Source organism: Pseudomonas sp. CH235 (genome assembly GCF_004368175.1).
In the GTDB taxonomy this organism is placed as follows: Bacteria; Pseudomonadota; Gammaproteobacteria; order Pseudomonadales; family Pseudomonadaceae; genus Aquipseudomonas; species Aquipseudomonas paraglycinae.
This window is the reverse complement of sequence record NZ_RRZJ01000032.1, coordinates 55,301-71,619: the sequence shown is the minus strand read 5'-3', so window position 1 is coordinate 71,619 and position 16,319 is coordinate 55,301. Positions and strand designations below refer to the sequence as shown.

Genomic DNA, 16,319 nt, shown 5'->3' with positions numbered 1-16,319 from the left:
AGGCGCGCAGCGCCGTGCGGCGAAGCCGCATACATCGAGAGGAGGTGCAGCGAAGCAAACCGTAGGCGATGCCCCCTGATGGACACCGTAGCGAGGGAACACTGAGCCTAAGCGAAGTGCCGTACGCCGGGGCTCAGCCTTTTTGGTTACTTTTTCGGCGTTTGGAAAAAGTGACCCGCCGTAAGGGCGGAACCCTAAGAAGCCGTTACCGCAGCAACGGATATACACCCAATCCAAAGATCGCAAAAAAACCGCAAAAACAAAAAACGGCCCCCATTCTCATGGAGGCCGTTCCCGGTACAACGCTAAGAGGCTATCGCAAGACAGCTCTTATTTGCGGTCTTCCAGCTTGGTGATATCCCGCGACTCGTAGCCAGTGTACAGCTGGCGCGGACGGCCAATCTTGTACGGGCTGGAGAGCATTTCCTTCCAGTGCGAAATCCAGCCGACAGTACGTGCCAGGGCGAAAATCACAGTGAACATGCTGGTAGGAATGCCGATCGCCTTGAGGATGATCCCCGAGTAGAAGTCGACGTTCGGGTACAGCGAGCGCTCGATGAAGTACGGATCGGTCAGGGCGATCTCTTCCAGACGCATGGCCAGTTCGAGTTGCGGATCGTTCTGGATACCCAGTTCCTTCAACACTTCGTCGCAGGTCTGCTTCATGACAGTCGCGCGAGGGTCGCGGTTCTTGTAGACGCGGTGACCGAAGCCCATCAACTTGAATGGATCGTTCTTGTCCTTGGCCTTGGCGATGAACTTGTCGATGTTCGAAACATCGCCGATTTCATCGAGCATGGTCAGCACGGCTTCGTTCGCACCTCCGTGGGCAGGGCCCCACAGTGCGGCGATGCCGGCGGCGATACAGGCGAACGGGTTGGCACCCGAAGAGCCCGCCAGACGCACGGTGGAGGTCGAAGCGTTCTGCTCGTGGTCGGCGTGGAGGATGAAGATCCGGTCCATGGCCTTGGCGAGTACCGGGCTGATCGGTTTGATCTCGCACGGGGTGTTGAACATCATGTGCAGGAAGTTTTCCGCGTACGACAGGTCGTTGCGCGGGTACATCATGGGTTGGCCCATGGAGTACTTGTAAACCATCGCGGCCAGGGTCGGCATCTTGGCAACCAGGCGGATCGCGGAGATTTCGCGATGCTGCGGGTTATTGATGTCGAGGGAGTCGTGGTAGAAGGCCGAGAGGGCGCCGACTACACCACACATGACGGCCATCGGGTGGGCGTCACGGCGGAAGCCGTTGAAAAAGGTTTTCAGCTGCTCGTGAACCATGGTGTGGTTCTTCACGGTGCCGACGAACTGGGCCTTTTGCTCTGCAGTCGGCAGTTCGCCGTTCAGCAGCAGGTAGCAGGTTTCCAGGTAGTCCGACTTTTCAGCCAGCTGTTCGATCGGGTAGCCGCGGTGCAGCAGGATGCCGTTGTCGCCGTCGATATAGGTGATCTTCGATTCGCAGGAAGCGGTCGACATGAAACCGGGGTCGAAAGTGAAGCGGCCCGTGGCCGTCAGGCCCCGAACATCGATAACATCGGGACCAACGGTGCCGGTTAAAATGGGCAGCTCGACGGGGGCTGCGCCCTCGATGATCAACTGCGCTTTTTTGTCAGCCATGTGGCCTCCTATTTATGCTTGAAATCATCAGACAGACCCCCCACGCAGGGCCCGCACCACTATAGTGAGATAAATTCGAATGTCAATTTGCCTAAAGTCTTGCTCCAGAAGGCTTTAACCGCACTTTTTCCTCGAAATTGCCTGCCATTTACGCCTTTTATACGACTTGTGCAATCCGCTATTGGGGGTAGGCGATTGCGTTGTCATTAGTAGCCTAACTGTCTATACTCGGCGACCGACCGCCAAGGGCTTTTGGGCTTGCTTTCATTGGGGGTCGCATCCCTGGGTGGTGGTTACCTGACCAGTGCACTCCCCAACAACTTTGCCCTGATTGTTAGGGGCTCTTCAGTGTGAAAAAAAAGCCGTGAAAAGCCAACGACCTGTAAACCTAGACCTAAGGACCATCAAACTCCCCATCACCGGCGTTACGTCGTTTCTTCACCGTGTTTCCGGCATCATTCTCTTCCTGGGCCTTGGCATCATGCTTTATGCATTGGGCAAATCCCTGGGTTCCGAGGAAGGTTATGTCGAGGTGAAGGCATGCTTGACCAGCCCGCTGGCCAAGTTCGTAGCATGGGGCCTCCTGTCCGCTCTTCTGTATCACCTGGTTGCCGGTGTGCGCCACTTGATCATGGACATGGGCATCGGTGAGACGCTGGAAGGCGGCCGCCTGGGCTCGAAACTGATCATCGCCGTTTCCGTGGTGCTGATCGTTCTGGCAGGAGTTTGGATATGGTAACCAGCGTTACAAACCTTTCGCGTTCGGGCCTCTATGACTGGATGGCACAGCGTGTGTCTGCGGTCGTTCTCGCGGCTTATTTCATATTCCTGATCGGCTACCTCGCCGCGAACCCGGGCATTGGCTACGACCAATGGCACGGCCTGTTCGCCCACAACGGAATGCGTATCTTCAGTCTGCTGGCACTGGTTGCCCTGGGCGCTCACGCCTGGGTCGGCATGTGGACCATCGCGACCGACTACCTGACGCCAATGGCGCTGGGCAAGTCCGCGACTGCAGTACGTTTCCTTTTCCAGGCAGTATGCGGCGTCGCGATGTTCGCTTACTTCGTCTGGGGTGTGCAGATTCTCTGGGGTATCTGATTCATGGCTAACATTCCAACGATTTCTTTCGACGCCATCATTATTGGTGGCGGCGGTGCCGGCATGCGCGCAGCGCTGCAACTGGCACAGGGCGGTCACAAGACTGCCGTGATCACCAAGGTTTTCCCGACCCGTTCGCACACTGTGTCCGCACAGGGCGGGATCACCTGCGCCATCGCTTCGGCCGACCCGAACGATGACTGGCGCTGGCACATGTACGATACCGTCAAGGGTTCCGACTACATCGGTGACCAGGACGCTATCGAATACATGTGTCAGGAAGGCCCGGCTGCCGTTTTCGAGCTGGACCACATGGGTCTGCCGTTCTCGCGTACCGAGCAAGGCCGTATCTACCAGCGTCCGTTCGGCGGTCAGTCGAAGGATTACGGTAAAGGCGGGCAGGCTGCCCGTACGTGCGCCGCTTCCGACCGTACCGGTCACGCGCTGCTGCACACCCTTTATCAGGGCAACCTGAAAGCCGGTACCACGTTCCTGAACGAGTACTACGCTGTCGACCTGGTGAAAAACCAGGAAGGCGAATTCGTCGGTGTGATCGCGATCTGCATCGAAACCGGTGAAACCACCTACATCCGCGCCAAAGCCACCGTATTGGCTACCGGCGGTGCAGGTCGTATCTATGCATCCACCACCAACGCCCTGATCAACACCGGTGACGGCGTCGGCATGGCTCTGCGTGCTGGCGTGCCGGTACAAGACATCGAAATGTGGCAGTTCCACCCGACCGGCATCGCCGGCGCCGGTGTGCTGGTTACCGAAGGTTGCCGTGGTGAAGGTGGTTACCTGATCAACAAGCACGGTGAGCGTTTCATGGAGCGTTATGCTCCGAACGCCAAAGACCTTGCCGGTCGTGACGTTGTTGCCCGTTCGATGGTTAAGGAAATCATCGCCGGCAACGGTTGCGGTCCGAATGGCGACCACGTGATGCTCAAACTCGACCACCTGGGCGAGGAAGTGCTGCACAGCCGTCTGCCAGGCATCTGCGAACTGTCGAAGACTTTCGCCCACGTTGACCCGGTTGTTGCGCCGGTTCCGGTTGTTCCGACTTGCCACTACATGATGGGCGGCGTTGCCACCAACATTCACGGCCAGGCGATCACCCAGGACGCCGAAGGCGTGGATCAGATCATTCCTGGTCTGTTCGCGGTAGGTGAAGTGGCTTGCGTATCGGTTCACGGTGCCAACCGTCTGGGCGGCAACTCGCTGCTCGACCTGGTGGTATTCGGCCGCGCTGCCGGCCTGCACCTGGAGAAGGCGCTGACCGACGGCATCGAATACGACGACGCTACCGAAGCCGACATCGACGCTGCCCTGGCGCGTCTGAACGCACTGAACAACCGTACCGACGGTGAAGATGTCGCTACCCTGCGTCGCGAGCTGCAAAGCTGCATGCAGAACTACTTCGGTGTATTCCGTACCGGCGAATACATGCAGAAGGGTATTGCCCAGCTGGCCGATCTGCGCAAGCGCATCGCCAATGTGAAGATCAACGATAAGTCGCAGGCGTTCAACACTGCACGTATCGAAGCGCTGGAACTGCAAAACCTGCTGGAAGTGGCTGAAGCTACCGCCATCGCTGCCGAAGTACGTAAAGAGTCCCGCGGCGCTCACGCCCGTGAAGACTTCGAAGACCGTGACGACGAAAACTGGCTGTGCCACACCCTGTACTTCCCGGGTGAGAAACGCGTCGCCAAGCGTGCCGTGAACTTCTCGCCGAAGACTGTTCCGACTTTCGAACCTAAAGTCCGGACTTATTAAGGGTGACCGCCATGTTGCAAGTCAGTGTTTATCGTTACAACCCTGATCAGGACGCTGCGCCGTTCATGCAGGAATTCCAGGTCGATACCGGTGGTAAAGACCTGATGGTGCTGGACGTGCTCGCCCTGATCAAAGAGCAGGACGAAGGTTTCTCCTATCGTCGCTCCTGCCGTGAAGGCGTCTGTGGCTCCGACGGCATGAACATCAACGGCAAGAACGGCCTGGCGTGCATCACGCCGCTGTCCGCTGTCGTCAAAGGTAACAAGCTGATCGTTCGTCCGCTGCCAGGTTTGCCGGTTATCCGTGACCTGGTTGTCGATATGAGCATCTTCTACAAGCAATACGAGAAGGTTAAGCCATTCCTGCAGAACGACACGCCGGCTCCGGCCATCGAGCGTCTGCAGTCCCCTGAAGAGCGTGAAAAGCTCGACGGTCTGTACGAGTGCATCCTGTGCGCCTGCTGCTCGACCTCTTGCCCGTCCTTCTGGTGGAACCCGGACAAGTTCCTGGGTCCAGCTGCACTGCTGCAAGCGTACCGCTTCCTGGCAGACAGCCGTGATACCAAGACGTCCGAGCGTCTGGCGTCCCTCGATGACCCGTTCAGCGTCTTCCGCTGCCGGGGCATCATGAACTGCGTCAACGTATGTCCGAAAGGCCTGAACCCGACTAAGGCCATCGGTCACATCCGTAACATGCTGCTTTCGAGCGGCGTGTGATTCAGCTGCTGTAACCGCTGTACCCGCAGAGGGCTTAGGCGCGGGCTTCAACCCGCGCCATGGCTATAACCAGAGCAGCAGCCATAAGCTGCGGCTCTTATTTTGAAGAAATGAGACAAGCAGGGGCATCCGGGCTGGTACCCGGACTATCAGTGTGATCCTAAGTGGCTTGTTTTGGTCGCTGCATTCGGACTTCTGCAAGCTTGCTCGGTGTCGGCACCGATGGTGTTCCCCTAACCGAGGGTGACCAAGCATGCAAGAAAGCGTGATGCAGCGCATGTGGAACAGCGCCTACCTTTCAGGTGGAAACGCTGCCTATGTGGAAGAGCTCTACGAGCTCTACCTGCACGACCCTAACGCTGTGCCAGAAGAGTGGCGCACCTACTTTCAGAAGCTGCCTGCCGACGGCAGCTCTGCCACCGATGTTTCGCACTCCACAATTCGCGATCATTTCGTGCTGCTGGCAAAGAACCAGCGCCGCGCCCAACCGGTTTCCGCCGGCAGCGTGAGCAGTGAGCACGAGAAGAAGCAAGTTGAAGTGCTGCGATTGATCCAGGCCTACCGTATGCGTGGCCACCAGGCAGCCCAGCTTGACCCGCTGGGGCTGTGGCAGCGTCCTGCACCTGCAGACCTGTCGATCAATCACTACGGCTTGACCAATGCCGATCTTGATACGACCTTCCGTGCCGGCGACCTGTTCATCGGCAAAGAGGAAGCGAGCCTACGCGAAATTCACGAAGCGTTGCAGCAGACATATTGCCGCACCATCGGCGCTGAATTTACGCACATCACCGATTCCGAGCAGCGCCAGTGGTTCCAGCAGCGTCTGGAAAGCGTGCGTGGCCGTCCGGAATATTCCGCGGACATTAAGAGCCACCTGCTCGAGCGCGTGACGGCCGGTGAAGGCCTGGAAAAATACCTGGGCACCAAATACCCGGGCACCAAGCGTTTCGGTCTGGAAGGCGGCGAAAGCCTGATTCCGATGCTCGACGAACTGATCCAGCGTTCCGGTTCCTACGGCACCAAGGAAGTCGTCATCGGCATGGCCCACCGTGGCCGTCTGAACGTACTGGTCAACACCTTCGGCAAGAACCCGCGCGAGCTGTTCGACGAGTTCGAAGGCAAGAAGAAGGTCGAGCTGGGTTCCGGTGACGTTAAATACCACCAGGGCTTCTCGTCCAACGTAATGACCACCGGCGGTGAAGTTCACCTGGCCATGGCGTTCAACCCGTCCCACCTGGAAATCGTTTCCCCGGTGGTCGAGGGTTCGGTTCGCGCCCGTCAGGATCGTCGCAACGACCCTACCGGTGAGAAGGTTCTGCCGATCTCCATCCACGGTGACGCGGCATTCGCCGGTCAAGGCGTGGTGATGGAAACCTTCCAGATGTCGCAGACCCGCGGTTTCAAGACCGGCGGTACCGTGCACATCGTGATCAACAACCAGGTTGGTTTCACCATCAGCAACCCGCTGGACTCGCGTTCCACCGAGTACGCGACCGACGTTGCGAAAATGATCCAGGCGCCGATCCTCCATGTGAATGGTGATGATCCGGAAGCCGTATTGTTCGTGACCCAGCTGGCCATCGACTACCGCATGCAGTTCAAGCGTGACGTGGTGATCGACCTGGTCTGCTACCGCCGTCGCGGCCACAACGAGGCCGACGAGCCGAGCGGCACCCAGCCTCTGATGTATCAGCAGATCACCAAGCAGCGCACCACCCGTGAGCTGTACGCTGATCGTCTGACCCAGGCCGGTGTGCTGGACGCAGAGCGTGTTCAGGCGAAAGTCGACGAATACCGCAACGCGCTGGACAACGGTCTGCACGTAGTGAAATCGCTGGTCAAAGAGCCGAACAAAGAGCTGTTCGTGGACTGGCGTCCGTATCTGGGCCACGCCTGGACTGCGCGTCACGACACTCGTTTCGACCTCAAGACCCTGCAGGAACTGTCCGCCAAGCTGCTGGAAATTCCGGAAGGCTTCGTGGTTCAGCGCCAGGTCGCGAAGATCTACGAAGACCGTCAGAAGATGCAAGCCGGCGGCCTGCCGATCAACTGGGGTTACGCCGAAACCATGGCGTACGCGACCCTGGCGTTCGAAGGTCACCCGATCCGCATGACCGGTCAGGACATCGGCCGCGGTACGTTCTCGCACCGTCACGCTGTGCTGCACAACCAGAAAGATGCCGGTACCTACATTCCGCTCAAGCATCTGTATGAAGGTCAGCCACGCTTCGACCTGTACGACTCGTTCCTGTCGGAAGAAGCCGTACTGGCGTTCGAATACGGTTACTCGACCACCACGCCGAACGCGCTGGTGATCTGGGAAGCCCAGTTCGGCGACTTCGCCAACGGTGCACAGGTTGTTATCGACCAGTTCATCACCAGCGGCGAGCACAAGTGGGGCCGTCTCTGCGGTCTGACCATGCTGCTGCCACACGGCTACGAAGGCCAGGGCCCTGAGCACAGCTCGGCACGTCTTGAGCGTTACCTGCAGCTGTGCGCCGAGCACAACATTCAGGTGTGCATGCCGACCACTCCGGCCCAGATCTACCACTTGCTGCGCCGTCAGGTGATTCGCCCGCTGCGCAAGCCATTGGTCGTTCTGACTCCAAAGTCGCTGCTGCGCCACAAACTGGCCATCTCGACCCTGGAAGATCTGGCCGAAGGTTCGTTCCAGACCGTGATCCCGGAAATCGATGCCCTGGACCCGAAAAAGGTCGAGCGCGTTGTTCTGTGCAGCGGCAAGGTTTACTACGACCTGCTGGAAAAACGTCGTGCCGAAGGCCGCGAAGATATCGCCATCGTGCGTATCGAGCAGCTGTACCCGTTCCCTGAGGACGACTTGAAAGAAGTCCTGGCTCCTTACACCAACGCCAAAGCGGCCGTGTGGTGTCAGGAAGAGCCGATGAACCAGGGCGCCTGGTACTGCAGCCAGCACCACCTGCGTCGCAGCATCAGCAACCTCAACAAATCTCTCGTACTCGAGTACGCGGGCCGTGAGGCTTCTGCTGCCCCAGCATGTGGTTACGCATCGATGCACGCCGAGCAGCAGGAACAACTGCTGCAAGACGCGTTTACCGTTTAACGCCTTCGCGCACCTGAAACCGAATTTAAGGAACCACAGATAATGGCTATCGAGATCAAAGCCCCCACTTTCCCGGAATCGGTTGCCGATGGCACCGTTGCCACCTGGCACAAACAACCGGGCGACGCCGTCAAGCGTGACGAACTGATCGTCGACATCGAAACCGACAAAGTCGTACTGGAAGTGCTGGCTACCGCCGACGGCGTGCTGGGCGCAATCGTCAAGGGCGAGGGCGAAACCGTCCTGTCCGACGAAGTGCTGGGCTCCATCGTTGAAGGCGGCGCTGCTGCTGCCGCCCCGGCTGCCGCTGCTGCTCCGGCCGCTGCTGCCGCTGCTCCAGCCGCCGATGGCGAAGACGACCCGATCGCCGCTCCTGCCGCGCGCAAGCTGGCTGAAGAGAACGGCATCAACATCGCTTCCGTTGCCGGCACCGGCAAAGGCGGTCGCGTGACCAAGGAAGACGTGGTTGCAGCCGTTGCTGCCAAGAAAGCCGCTCCGGCTGCTGCGCCTGCCAAGGCTGCTGCTCCGGCCGCCGCCGCTCCTGTGTTCGCCGCTGGCGACCGCATCGAGAAGCGCGTTCCGATGACCCGCGTTCGTGCCACCGTTGCCAAGCGTCTGGTTGAAGCTCAATCGAACATGGCGATGCTGACCACTTTCAACGAAGTCGACATGACCGAAGTCATGGCCCTGCGTTCGAAGTACAAGGACCTGTTCGAGAAGTCCCACAACGGCGTACGCCTGGGCTTCATGTCGTTCTTCGTGAAGGCTGCCACCGAAGCGCTGAAACGCTTCCCGGCGGTCAACGCTTCGATCGACGGCAACGACATCGTTTACCACGGTTATGCCGACATCGGCGTCGCTGTTTCCAGCGACCGTGGCCTGGTGGTTCCGGTTCTGCGTAACGCCGAACACATGAGCCTGGCTGAAATCGAAGGCGGCATCGCCACCTTCGGCAAGAAAGCCCGTGACGGCAAACTGTCGATGGACGAAATGACCGGCGGCACCTTCACCATCACCAACGGTGGTACCTTCGGTTCGATGATGTCGACCCCGATCGTCAACCCGCCGCAGGCAGCGATTCTGGGCATGCACAACATCATCCAGCGTCCGATGGCCATCAACGGTCAGGTCGTGATCCGTCCGATGATGTACCTGGCACTGTCCTACGATCACCGTCTGATCGATGGCAAAGAAGCTGTAACCTTCCTGGTGACCATCAAGAACCTGCTGGAAGATCCGGCTCGTCTGTTGCTGGATATCTGATAGAAGCAGTCACGCGCTGCAAGCTTCAAGCTGCGGGGAAAACGCAGCCTGGCTTGCAGCGCGCGGCTTGAAGCTTTTCGCTAAAGAGGATTTTTTGAATGTCGCAGAAATTTGACGTAGTAGTGATCGGTGCGGGCCCTGGCGGCTACGTGGCTGCCATCAAGGCCGCGCAACTCGGCCTGAGCACTGCCTGCATCGAGAAGTACACCGATGCTGAAGGCAAGCAAGCCCTGGGCGGCACCTGCCTGAACGTAGGCTGCATTCCTTCCAAGGCGCTGCTGGACAGCTCCTGGAAATACAAGGAAGCGAAAGAAAGCTTCAATGTCCACGGTATCTCGACCGGCGAAGTCAAAATGGACGTCGCTGCGATGGTTGGCCGCAAGGCTGGCATCGTCAAGAACCTGACCGGCGGTGTTGCCACCCTGTTCAAGGCCAACGGCGTAACTTCGATCCAGGGCCACGGCAAACTGCTGGCTGGCAAGAAAGTCGAAGTCACCAAGCCGGACGGCTCGGTTGAAGTCATCGAAGCCGAAAACGTCATCCTGGCTCCAGGCTCGCGTCCGATCGACATTCCACCGGCTCCGGTCGATCAGAAAGTCATCGTCGATTCGACTGGCGCACTGGAATTCCAGACCGTACCCAAGCGTCTGGGCGTGATCGGTGCTGGCGTGATCGGTCTGGAACTGGGTTCGGTCTGGTCGCGTCTGGGTGCAGAAGTAACTGTCCTGGAAGCACTGGACACCTTCCTGATGGCAGCGGACACCGCTGTTTCCAAGGAAGCGCTGAAAACCCTGACCAAACAGGGTCTGGACATCAAACTGGGCGCTCGCGTAACCGGCTCGAAAGTGAACGGCGACGAAGTCGTTGTGAACTACACCGACGCCAACGGCGAACAGACCATCACTTTCGACAAGCTGATCGTAGCCGTTGGTCGCCGTCCGGTGACCACTGATCTGCTGGCTGCCGACAGCGGCGTGACCCTGGACGAGCGCGGTTTCGTGCACGTTGACGATCACTGCGCCACCACCGTACCGGGCGTTTACGCCATCGGTGACGTGGTTCGCGGCATGATGCTGGCTCACAAGGCCTCGGAAGAGGGCATCATGGTTGTAGAGCGCATCAAAGGCCACAAGGCCCAGATGAACTATGACCTGATCCCTTCGGTTATTTATACTCACCCGGAAATCGCATGGGTCGGTAAAACCGAGCAGGCCTTGAAAGCTGAAGGCGTTGAAGTTAACGTCGGCACCTTCCCGTTCGCAGCATCCGGCCGTGCCATGGCCGCCAACGATACCGGTGGTTTCGTCAAGGTCATCGCCGATGCCAAGACTGACCGCGTATTGGGCGTGCACGTGATTGGCCCGAGCGCTGCAGAACTGGTTCAGCAGGGCGCGATCGGTATGGAATTCGGCACCAGCGCTGAAGACCTGGGCATGATGGTTTTCTCCCATCCGACCCTGTCTGAAGCCTTGCACGAAGCAGCTTTGGCAGTGAATGGCGGCGCCATCCACATTGCCAACCGCAAGAAGCGTTAAGACACAATAAGAAACCACGGCGGTACGGCCCGTCGTGAGCCTTGCGTGCAAGACTCACCGCGGAATGTCCGCTGGACGCAGCCTTGCGTAGCTGCACCGGGTATCCGGAAAGGCTACGCAAGCAGCAGTCACAGGTGGCGCGGCACTCATAAAGAGCGCAGCGCCGAATGCGCAGTACCTAACGAAGACGGTAAAAAGCATGAATCTTCACGAGTATCAGGGTAAGCAGCTGTTCGCTGAATACGGCCTGCCAGTTTCCACTGGTTTCGCAGTAGACACCCCGGAAGCAGCAGCAGAAGCTTGCGACAAAATCGGCGGCAACGAGTGGGTTGTCAAAGCCCAGGTTCACGCCGGTGGTCGCGGTAAAGCGGGCGGCGTCAAGCTGGTTCGCAGCAAAGAAGACGCCAAAGCCTTCGCACAGCAGTGGCTGGGCAAGCGTCTGGTGACTTACCAGACTGACGCCAACGGCCAGCCAGTCACCAAGATCCTGGTTGAATCGTGCACTGATATCGCTAAAGAGCTGTACCTGGGCGCTGTCGTTGACCGTTCGAGCCGTCGCATCGTGTTCATGGCCTCCACCGAAGGTGGCGTGGACATCGAGAAAATCGCTCACGACACTCCAGAAAAAATTCTGAAAGCCACTATCGATCCACTGGTTGGCGCTCAGCCATTCCAGGGTCGCGAGCTGGCATTCCAGCTGGGTCTGGAAGGCAAGCAGGTTGCTCAGTTCGCCAAGATCTTCGTAGGTCTGGCCAAGCTGTTCAAGGATCACGACCTGGCTCTGCTGGAAGTGAACCCGCTGGTGATCAAGGCTGACGGCGATCTGCACTGCCTGGACGCCAAGATCAACATCGACGCCAACGCAATGTACCGTCAGCCTAAGCTGAAGACTTTCCACGATCCGTCGCAGGACGATCCGCGCGAAGCGCACGCTGCCAAGTTCGAACTGAACTACGTAGCGCTGGAAGGCAACATCGGCTGCATGGTGAACGGTGCCGGCCTGGCCATGGGTACCATGGACATCGTCAACCTGCACGGCGGCAAGCCAGCCAACTTCCTCGACGTAGGCGGTGGTGCTACCAAAGAACGCGTAACCGAAGCTTTCAAAATCATTCTGTCCGACAGCAATGTCGCTGCAGTACTGGTTAACATCTTCGGCGGCATCGTTCGTTGCGACATGATTGCCGAAGGCATCATCGGTGCAGTGAAAGAAGTCGGCGTGAAAATCCCGGTTGTTGTTCGTCTTGAAGGCAACAACGCTGAACTGGGCGCTAAAGTACTGGCAGAAAGCGGTTTGAACATCATCGCTGCTACCAGCCTGACCGACGCTGCTCAACAAGTCGTTAAAGCTGCGGAGGGCAAGTAATGAGCGTCCTGATCAATAAAGACACCAAAGTAATCTGCCAGGGCTTCACCGGTGCGCAGGGTACTTTCCACTCCGAGCAAGCCATTGCCTACGGCACCAAAATGGTTGGCGGCGTGACTCCAGGCAAAGGTGGCACCACTCACCTGAACCTGCCTGTGTTCAACACCGTGAAAGAAGCTGTAGAAGCCACTGGCGCCACCGCCAGCGTCATCTACGTTCCGGCTCCTTTCTGCAAGGACTCGATCCTGGAAGCTGCTTTCGGCGGCATCAAGCTGATCGTCTGCATCACCGAAGGCATTCCTACCCTGGACATGCTGGACGCCAAAGTTAAGTGCGACGAACTGGGTGTTACCCTGATCGGCCCTAACTGCCCAGGCGTGATCACCCCAGGCGAATGCAAGATCGGCATCATGCCAGGTCACATTCACTTGCCAGGCAAGGTCGGTATCGTTTCCCGTTCCGGCACCCTGACCTACGAAGCTGTGAAGCAGACTACTGACGCCGGTTTCGGTCAGTCGACTTGCGTCGGCATCGGCGGTGACCCGATCCCGGGTTCGAACTTCATCGACATCCTGAAGCTGTTCCAGGAAGACCCGAAGACCGAAGCGATCGTAATGATCGGCGAGATCGGCGGTTCGGCTGAAGAAGAAGCGGCTGCCTACATCAAGGCACACGTGACCAAGCCGGTTGTTTCCTACATCGCTGGTGTGACTGCTCCTCCGGGCAAGCGCATGGGCCATGCTGGCGCAATCATCTCCGGCGGCAAAGGCACTGCAGACGAGAAGTTCGCTGCTCTGCAAGACGCAGGCGTGAAAACCGTGCGTTCGCTGGCAGACATCGGCAAGGCCCTGGCCGAGCTGACTGGCTGGGAAGTGAAGAAGTAAGCTTCGGCTGACTTCTCTGCTCCAGCAACAAAGGCCACCTTCGGGTGGCCTTTGTCGTTTCTGGCGTTCGGGTGGACGATGGCAATTTATAAGCACTCACCCAATAACATGCAAAAACGCGACACAGAAACGTCGCGTATCGGATAGTTCGCCCTCTAACAGTGCGTTTGTCAGGCAAATTCGTTAGGCTAGCAGCCATTTTTGCGTCTGCCGCCCACAAGGCATGCAACGCGCTAAACGGGTCAGTCTTATACGGATTGACAGCATTTCCCTAACCCCACAGGGAAATCCCCCTCTAAATTCCGATTCAGTAGTGTGGTATTTCCTTAATGAAAGTTTTGAAAGGTCAGGACATCCTGGCACTTGGCTTTATGACATTCGCCCTGTTCGTCGGGGCCGGCAACATCATCTTCCCGCCTATCGTCGGTTTGCAGTCCGGGCCAAACGTCTGGATGGCGGCGCTGGGCTTCCTGATCACGGCGGTCGGTTTGCCGGTGGTCACCGTGGTCGCACTGGCCAAGGTCGGTGGCGCCATGGACGCCCTGAGCAGCCCGATCGGCAAGATCGCTGGCGGCGTACTGGCAGCGGCTTGCTACCTGGCAGTCGGCCCGCTGTTCGCCACCCCGCGTACCGCGACCGTTTCCTTTGAAGTGGGTCTGGCGCCGTTGACCGGCGAGAGCCCGCTGGCACTGTTCCTCTACAGTTCGGTGTACTTCCTGCTGGTGTTCTTCATCTCGCTCTACCCTGGGCGTCTGCTGGACACCGTCGGTCGTTTCCTCGCGCCGCTGAAGATCATCGCCCTGGCCGTGCTCGGCATCGCCGCGTTCGCACTGCCGGCCGGTGACATCGGCGTGGCCACTCCGGAATACGTTGCGGCACCGTTCTCCCAAGGCTTCATCAATGGTTACCTGACCATGGATACCCTGGGCGCACTGGTGTTCGGCATCGTCATCGTCAACGCGATCCGCTCCCGTGGCGTAGAGTCGCCAGCACTGATCACCCGTTACGCGATCATCGCCGGGCTGATTGCCGGCGTCGGTCTGGCGCTGGTGTATGTCAGCCTGTTTCGTCTGGGTTCCGGCAGCCATGAAGTGGCGGCGGGCGCGACCAACGGCGCGGCGGTGCTGCACGCTTACGTGCAACACACCTTCGGTTCGCTGGGCAGTGGCTTCCTCGCTGTGCTGATTTCCCTGGCTTGCCTGGTGACCGCTGTCGGCCTGACCTGCGCCTGTGCCGAATACTTCAGCCGCGTACTGCCGCTGTCGTACAAGACCCTGGTGATCATCCTCGCGGCGTTCTCGCTGCTGGTGTCCAACCTGGGCCTGACCAAGCTGATCGCGTTCTCGATCCCGGTGCTGACCGCGATCTACCCGCCGTGCATCGTGCTGGTGGCCCTGAGCTTCTGCGCTGCGTTCTGGCATGAGCAGAGCCGTATCATGGGCCCGGTGATGCTGGTGTCGTTCGTGTTTGGCACCATCGATGCGTTGAAAGGCGCCGGTCTGGCGGACTGGATGCCATCGCAACTGGCCCACCTGCCGCTGAGCGAGCAAGGTCTGGCGTGGCTGGTGCCGTGCGTGATGACCCTGGTGGTTGCTGTGGTTTGCGACCGCCTGCTGGGCAAACGCGCCGAAGCACTCGCCTAAGATTGCCGGGCCGCCACAAGCGGCTCCCGAGCGATTAAACAGAAATGCCCCGTATCAATCGATACGGGGCATTTTTTATGGGCTTCAGGCAGTGTCTTTTTCCCTCGACTAACGTCGAAGGGGAGCCGAAATCTTCATCACAGGGAATTGCATGTCGTTCATCCAAGCCAACCTGATCCATCTGCTGGCCGCGCTCTGGTTTGTCATCTGCTGGGGCGGTTACACCCGCTATGCCACCTGGAAGGCCCGTGACACCGCGTGCCTAGCCAGCGTGCTGCACCTGTACCGCGAAGACTGGATGCGCCGCATGCTGCTGCGCGACAACCGCATCGCCGACGCCAGCGTGATCGGCAACCTCGAGCGCAACGCCTCGTTCTTTGCCTCCAGCACGCTGATTATCCTGGCGGGCATCCTGACCGTGCTTGGCGCGTCCGAGCGCGCGGTGTCGCTGCTGGCGGACATTCCGATGGTGCAACAGGCCTCCCAAGGCATGTCGGAGATCAAGTTGCTGTGCCTGGCGCTGGTGTTCGTCTACGCCTTCTTCACCTTCAGCTGGTGCATGCGCCAATACAACTTCGCCGCCATTCTGGTCGGCTCGGCCCCGATGATCGGTGAGCGGCAAGTCTCGGAGCAGGAGCGCAAGGCGTTCGCCTCGCGGGCGGCTCGAGTGATTTCGATGGCGGCCAACCAGTTCAACTTCGGTCTGCGTTCCTATTACTTCGGCATGAGCATGCTGGCGTGGTTCGTCAGCCCGTGGCTGTTCATGTTGATGAGCGCAGGCGTGGTGCTGGTGTTGTATCGCCGGGAGTTTCATTCCGACGTGCTCGATGTAATGGTCTATACCCCTACAGAGGCGCCATTGCCCGAAGCGAACAAAGAGGCTGCTTGATGAGTATTCCGTTCTGGTGTGTGTTTATCAGTGCATTGTTGATCTACGTGGCGCGGATGCCGGTCGGCAAGGCCATGAAAGAGCAGGGTGGTTACAACAACCATCTGCCGCGTCAGCAACAGGCGCAACTCACCGGTTACGGGGCCCGGGCGCTGGCGGCACATCAGAACAGCATCGAAGCCTTCATCCTGTTTGCCGTTGGCGTGCTGATGGCGCATACCACGCAGACGGCGGGATGGCTGATCGATACATCGGCGATCATCTTCGTGATCTCACGGATTTTCTATTTGTGGTTCTACCTGGCGGATATTCCCACGCTGCGCAGTCTGGTCTGGCTGGTCGGCTTAGTGTGTTCATTGTTGCTGATGATTAGTCCGACTTTTAGAACTGTCTTGCTCTAAGGCAGCATTGGCAAAAAATGACAGGCAAAAGAAAACCCGC

13 protein-coding genes are annotated in these 16,319 nt (G+C 58.7%); 12 read left to right on the top strand and 1 reads right to left on the bottom strand.

The features are described from left to right. Positions 1-330 precede the first annotated feature (330 nt). The gene (gene gltA, locus EIY71_RS24495; RefSeq protein ID WP_007959044.1) at positions 331-1,620 is read right to left on the bottom strand and encodes a citrate synthase; all 1,290 of its coding nucleotides are present in this window, start codon (positions 1,618-1,620) and stop codon (positions 331-333) included. Positions 1,621-1,984: 364 nt separating this feature from the next. On the opposite strand from gltA, the gene sdhC reads away from it, so the two are divergent. The 12 genes from sdhC to EIY71_RS24435 all read left to right on the top strand — a co-directional run bounded on the left by sdhC (position 1,985) and on the right by EIY71_RS24435 (position 16,279). After that, entirely contained in the window at positions 1,985-2,359 is a 375-nt protein-coding gene (sdhC, locus tag EIY71_RS24490; RefSeq protein WP_011333113.1) for a succinate dehydrogenase, cytochrome b556 subunit, read from the top strand. Further along, positions 2,353-2,721, top strand: coding sequence for a succinate dehydrogenase, hydrophobic membrane anchor protein (gene sdhD, locus EIY71_RS24485; protein WP_007977503.1), 369 nt, complete (start codon positions 2,353-2,355; stop codon positions 2,719-2,721). The genes sdhC and sdhD overlap by 7 nt, the downstream gene beginning before the upstream one ends. 3 nt (positions 2,722-2,724) lie before the next feature. Continuing rightward, a complete protein-coding gene (gene sdhA, locus EIY71_RS24480; protein WP_085747080.1) occupies positions 2,725-4,497 on the top strand; it encodes a succinate dehydrogenase flavoprotein subunit in 1,773 nt (590 codons plus the stop codon). 11 nt (positions 4,498-4,508) lie between these two features. Continuing rightward, the gene (locus tag EIY71_RS24475; RefSeq protein WP_007959035.1) at positions 4,509-5,213 is read left to right on the top strand and encodes a succinate dehydrogenase iron-sulfur subunit; all 705 of its coding nucleotides are present in this window, start codon (positions 4,509-4,511) and stop codon (positions 5,211-5,213) included. Positions 5,214-5,466: 253 nt separating this feature from the next. Beyond that, positions 5,467-8,298 (top strand): 2-oxoglutarate dehydrogenase E1 component, encoded by a 2,832-nt coding sequence (locus EIY71_RS24470; protein WP_011333115.1) that lies wholly within the window; start codon positions 5,467-5,469, stop codon positions 8,296-8,298. A 42-nt stretch (positions 8,299-8,340) separates the two neighbouring features. After that, positions 8,341-9,561 (top strand): 2-oxoglutarate dehydrogenase complex dihydrolipoyllysine-residue succinyltransferase, encoded by a 1,221-nt coding sequence (gene odhB, locus EIY71_RS24465; protein ID WP_007959031.1) that lies wholly within the window; start codon positions 8,341-8,343, stop codon positions 9,559-9,561. Between the two features lie 98 nt (positions 9,562-9,659). After that, positions 9,660-11,096 carry a dihydrolipoyl dehydrogenase gene (gene lpdA, locus EIY71_RS24460; RefSeq protein ID WP_085682946.1) on the top strand — a complete coding sequence of 479 codons (1,437 nt, stop codon included), beginning with the start codon at positions 9,660-9,662 and terminating at the stop codon, positions 11,094-11,096. A gap of 199 nt (positions 11,097-11,295) precedes the next feature. After that, entirely contained in the window at positions 11,296-12,462 is a 1,167-nt protein-coding gene (gene sucC, locus EIY71_RS24455; protein ID WP_007959029.1) for an ADP-forming succinate--CoA ligase subunit beta, read from the top strand. Then, the gene (gene sucD, locus EIY71_RS24450; RefSeq protein ID WP_007959025.1) at positions 12,462-13,346 is read left to right on the top strand and encodes a succinate--CoA ligase subunit alpha; all 885 of its coding nucleotides are present in this window, start codon (positions 12,462-12,464) and stop codon (positions 13,344-13,346) included. The genes sucC and sucD overlap by 1 nt, the downstream gene beginning before the upstream one ends. 329 nt (positions 13,347-13,675) lie before the next feature. Then, complete coding sequence (gene brnQ, locus EIY71_RS24445) at positions 13,676-14,989, top strand: branched-chain amino acid transport system II carrier protein (protein ID WP_007959023.1); 1,314 nt, start codon at positions 13,676-13,678, stop codon at positions 14,987-14,989. A gap of 151 nt (positions 14,990-15,140) precedes the next feature. Then, positions 15,141-15,878 carry a DUF599 domain-containing protein gene (locus tag EIY71_RS24440; RefSeq protein ID WP_085608854.1) on the top strand — a complete coding sequence of 246 codons (738 nt, stop codon included), beginning with the start codon at positions 15,141-15,143 and terminating at the stop codon, positions 15,876-15,878. Further along, positions 15,878-16,279, top strand: coding sequence for an MAPEG family protein (locus EIY71_RS24435; protein ID WP_134023456.1), 402 nt, complete (start codon positions 15,878-15,880; stop codon positions 16,277-16,279). Before EIY71_RS24440 ends, EIY71_RS24435 begins: the two co-directional genes overlap by 1 nt. The last annotated feature ends 40 nt before the right edge of the window (positions 16,280-16,319 follow it).

Coding starts and splice junctions, on each gene's coding strand:
- gltA (WP_007959044.1), bottom strand. CDS start 1,620: ATGGCTGACAAAAAAGCGCAGTTGATCATCGAGGGCGCAGCCCCCGTC.
- brnQ (WP_007959023.1), top strand. CDS start 13,676: ATGAAAGTTTTGAAAGGTCAGGACATCCTGGCACTTGGCTTTATGACA.
- EIY71_RS24435 (WP_134023456.1), top strand. CDS start 15,878: ATGAGTATTCCGTTCTGGTGTGTGTTTATCAGTGCATTGTTGATCTAC.
- sucD (WP_007959025.1), top strand. CDS start 12,462: ATGAGCGTCCTGATCAATAAAGACACCAAAGTAATCTGCCAGGGCTTC.
- EIY71_RS24440 (WP_085608854.1), top strand. CDS start 15,141: ATGTCGTTCATCCAAGCCAACCTGATCCATCTGCTGGCCGCGCTCTGG.
- lpdA (WP_085682946.1), top strand. CDS start 9,660: ATGTCGCAGAAATTTGACGTAGTAGTGATCGGTGCGGGCCCTGGCGGC.
- sdhD (WP_007977503.1), top strand. CDS start 2,353: ATGGTAACCAGCGTTACAAACCTTTCGCGTTCGGGCCTCTATGACTGG.
- odhB (WP_007959031.1), top strand. CDS start 8,341: ATGGCTATCGAGATCAAAGCCCCCACTTTCCCGGAATCGGTTGCCGAT.
- EIY71_RS24470 (WP_011333115.1), top strand. CDS start 5,467: ATGCAAGAAAGCGTGATGCAGCGCATGTGGAACAGCGCCTACCTTTCA.
- EIY71_RS24475 (WP_007959035.1), top strand. CDS start 4,509: ATGTTGCAAGTCAGTGTTTATCGTTACAACCCTGATCAGGACGCTGCG.
- sucC (WP_007959029.1), top strand. CDS start 11,296: ATGAATCTTCACGAGTATCAGGGTAAGCAGCTGTTCGCTGAATACGGC.
- sdhA (WP_085747080.1), top strand. CDS start 2,725: ATGGCTAACATTCCAACGATTTCTTTCGACGCCATCATTATTGGTGGC.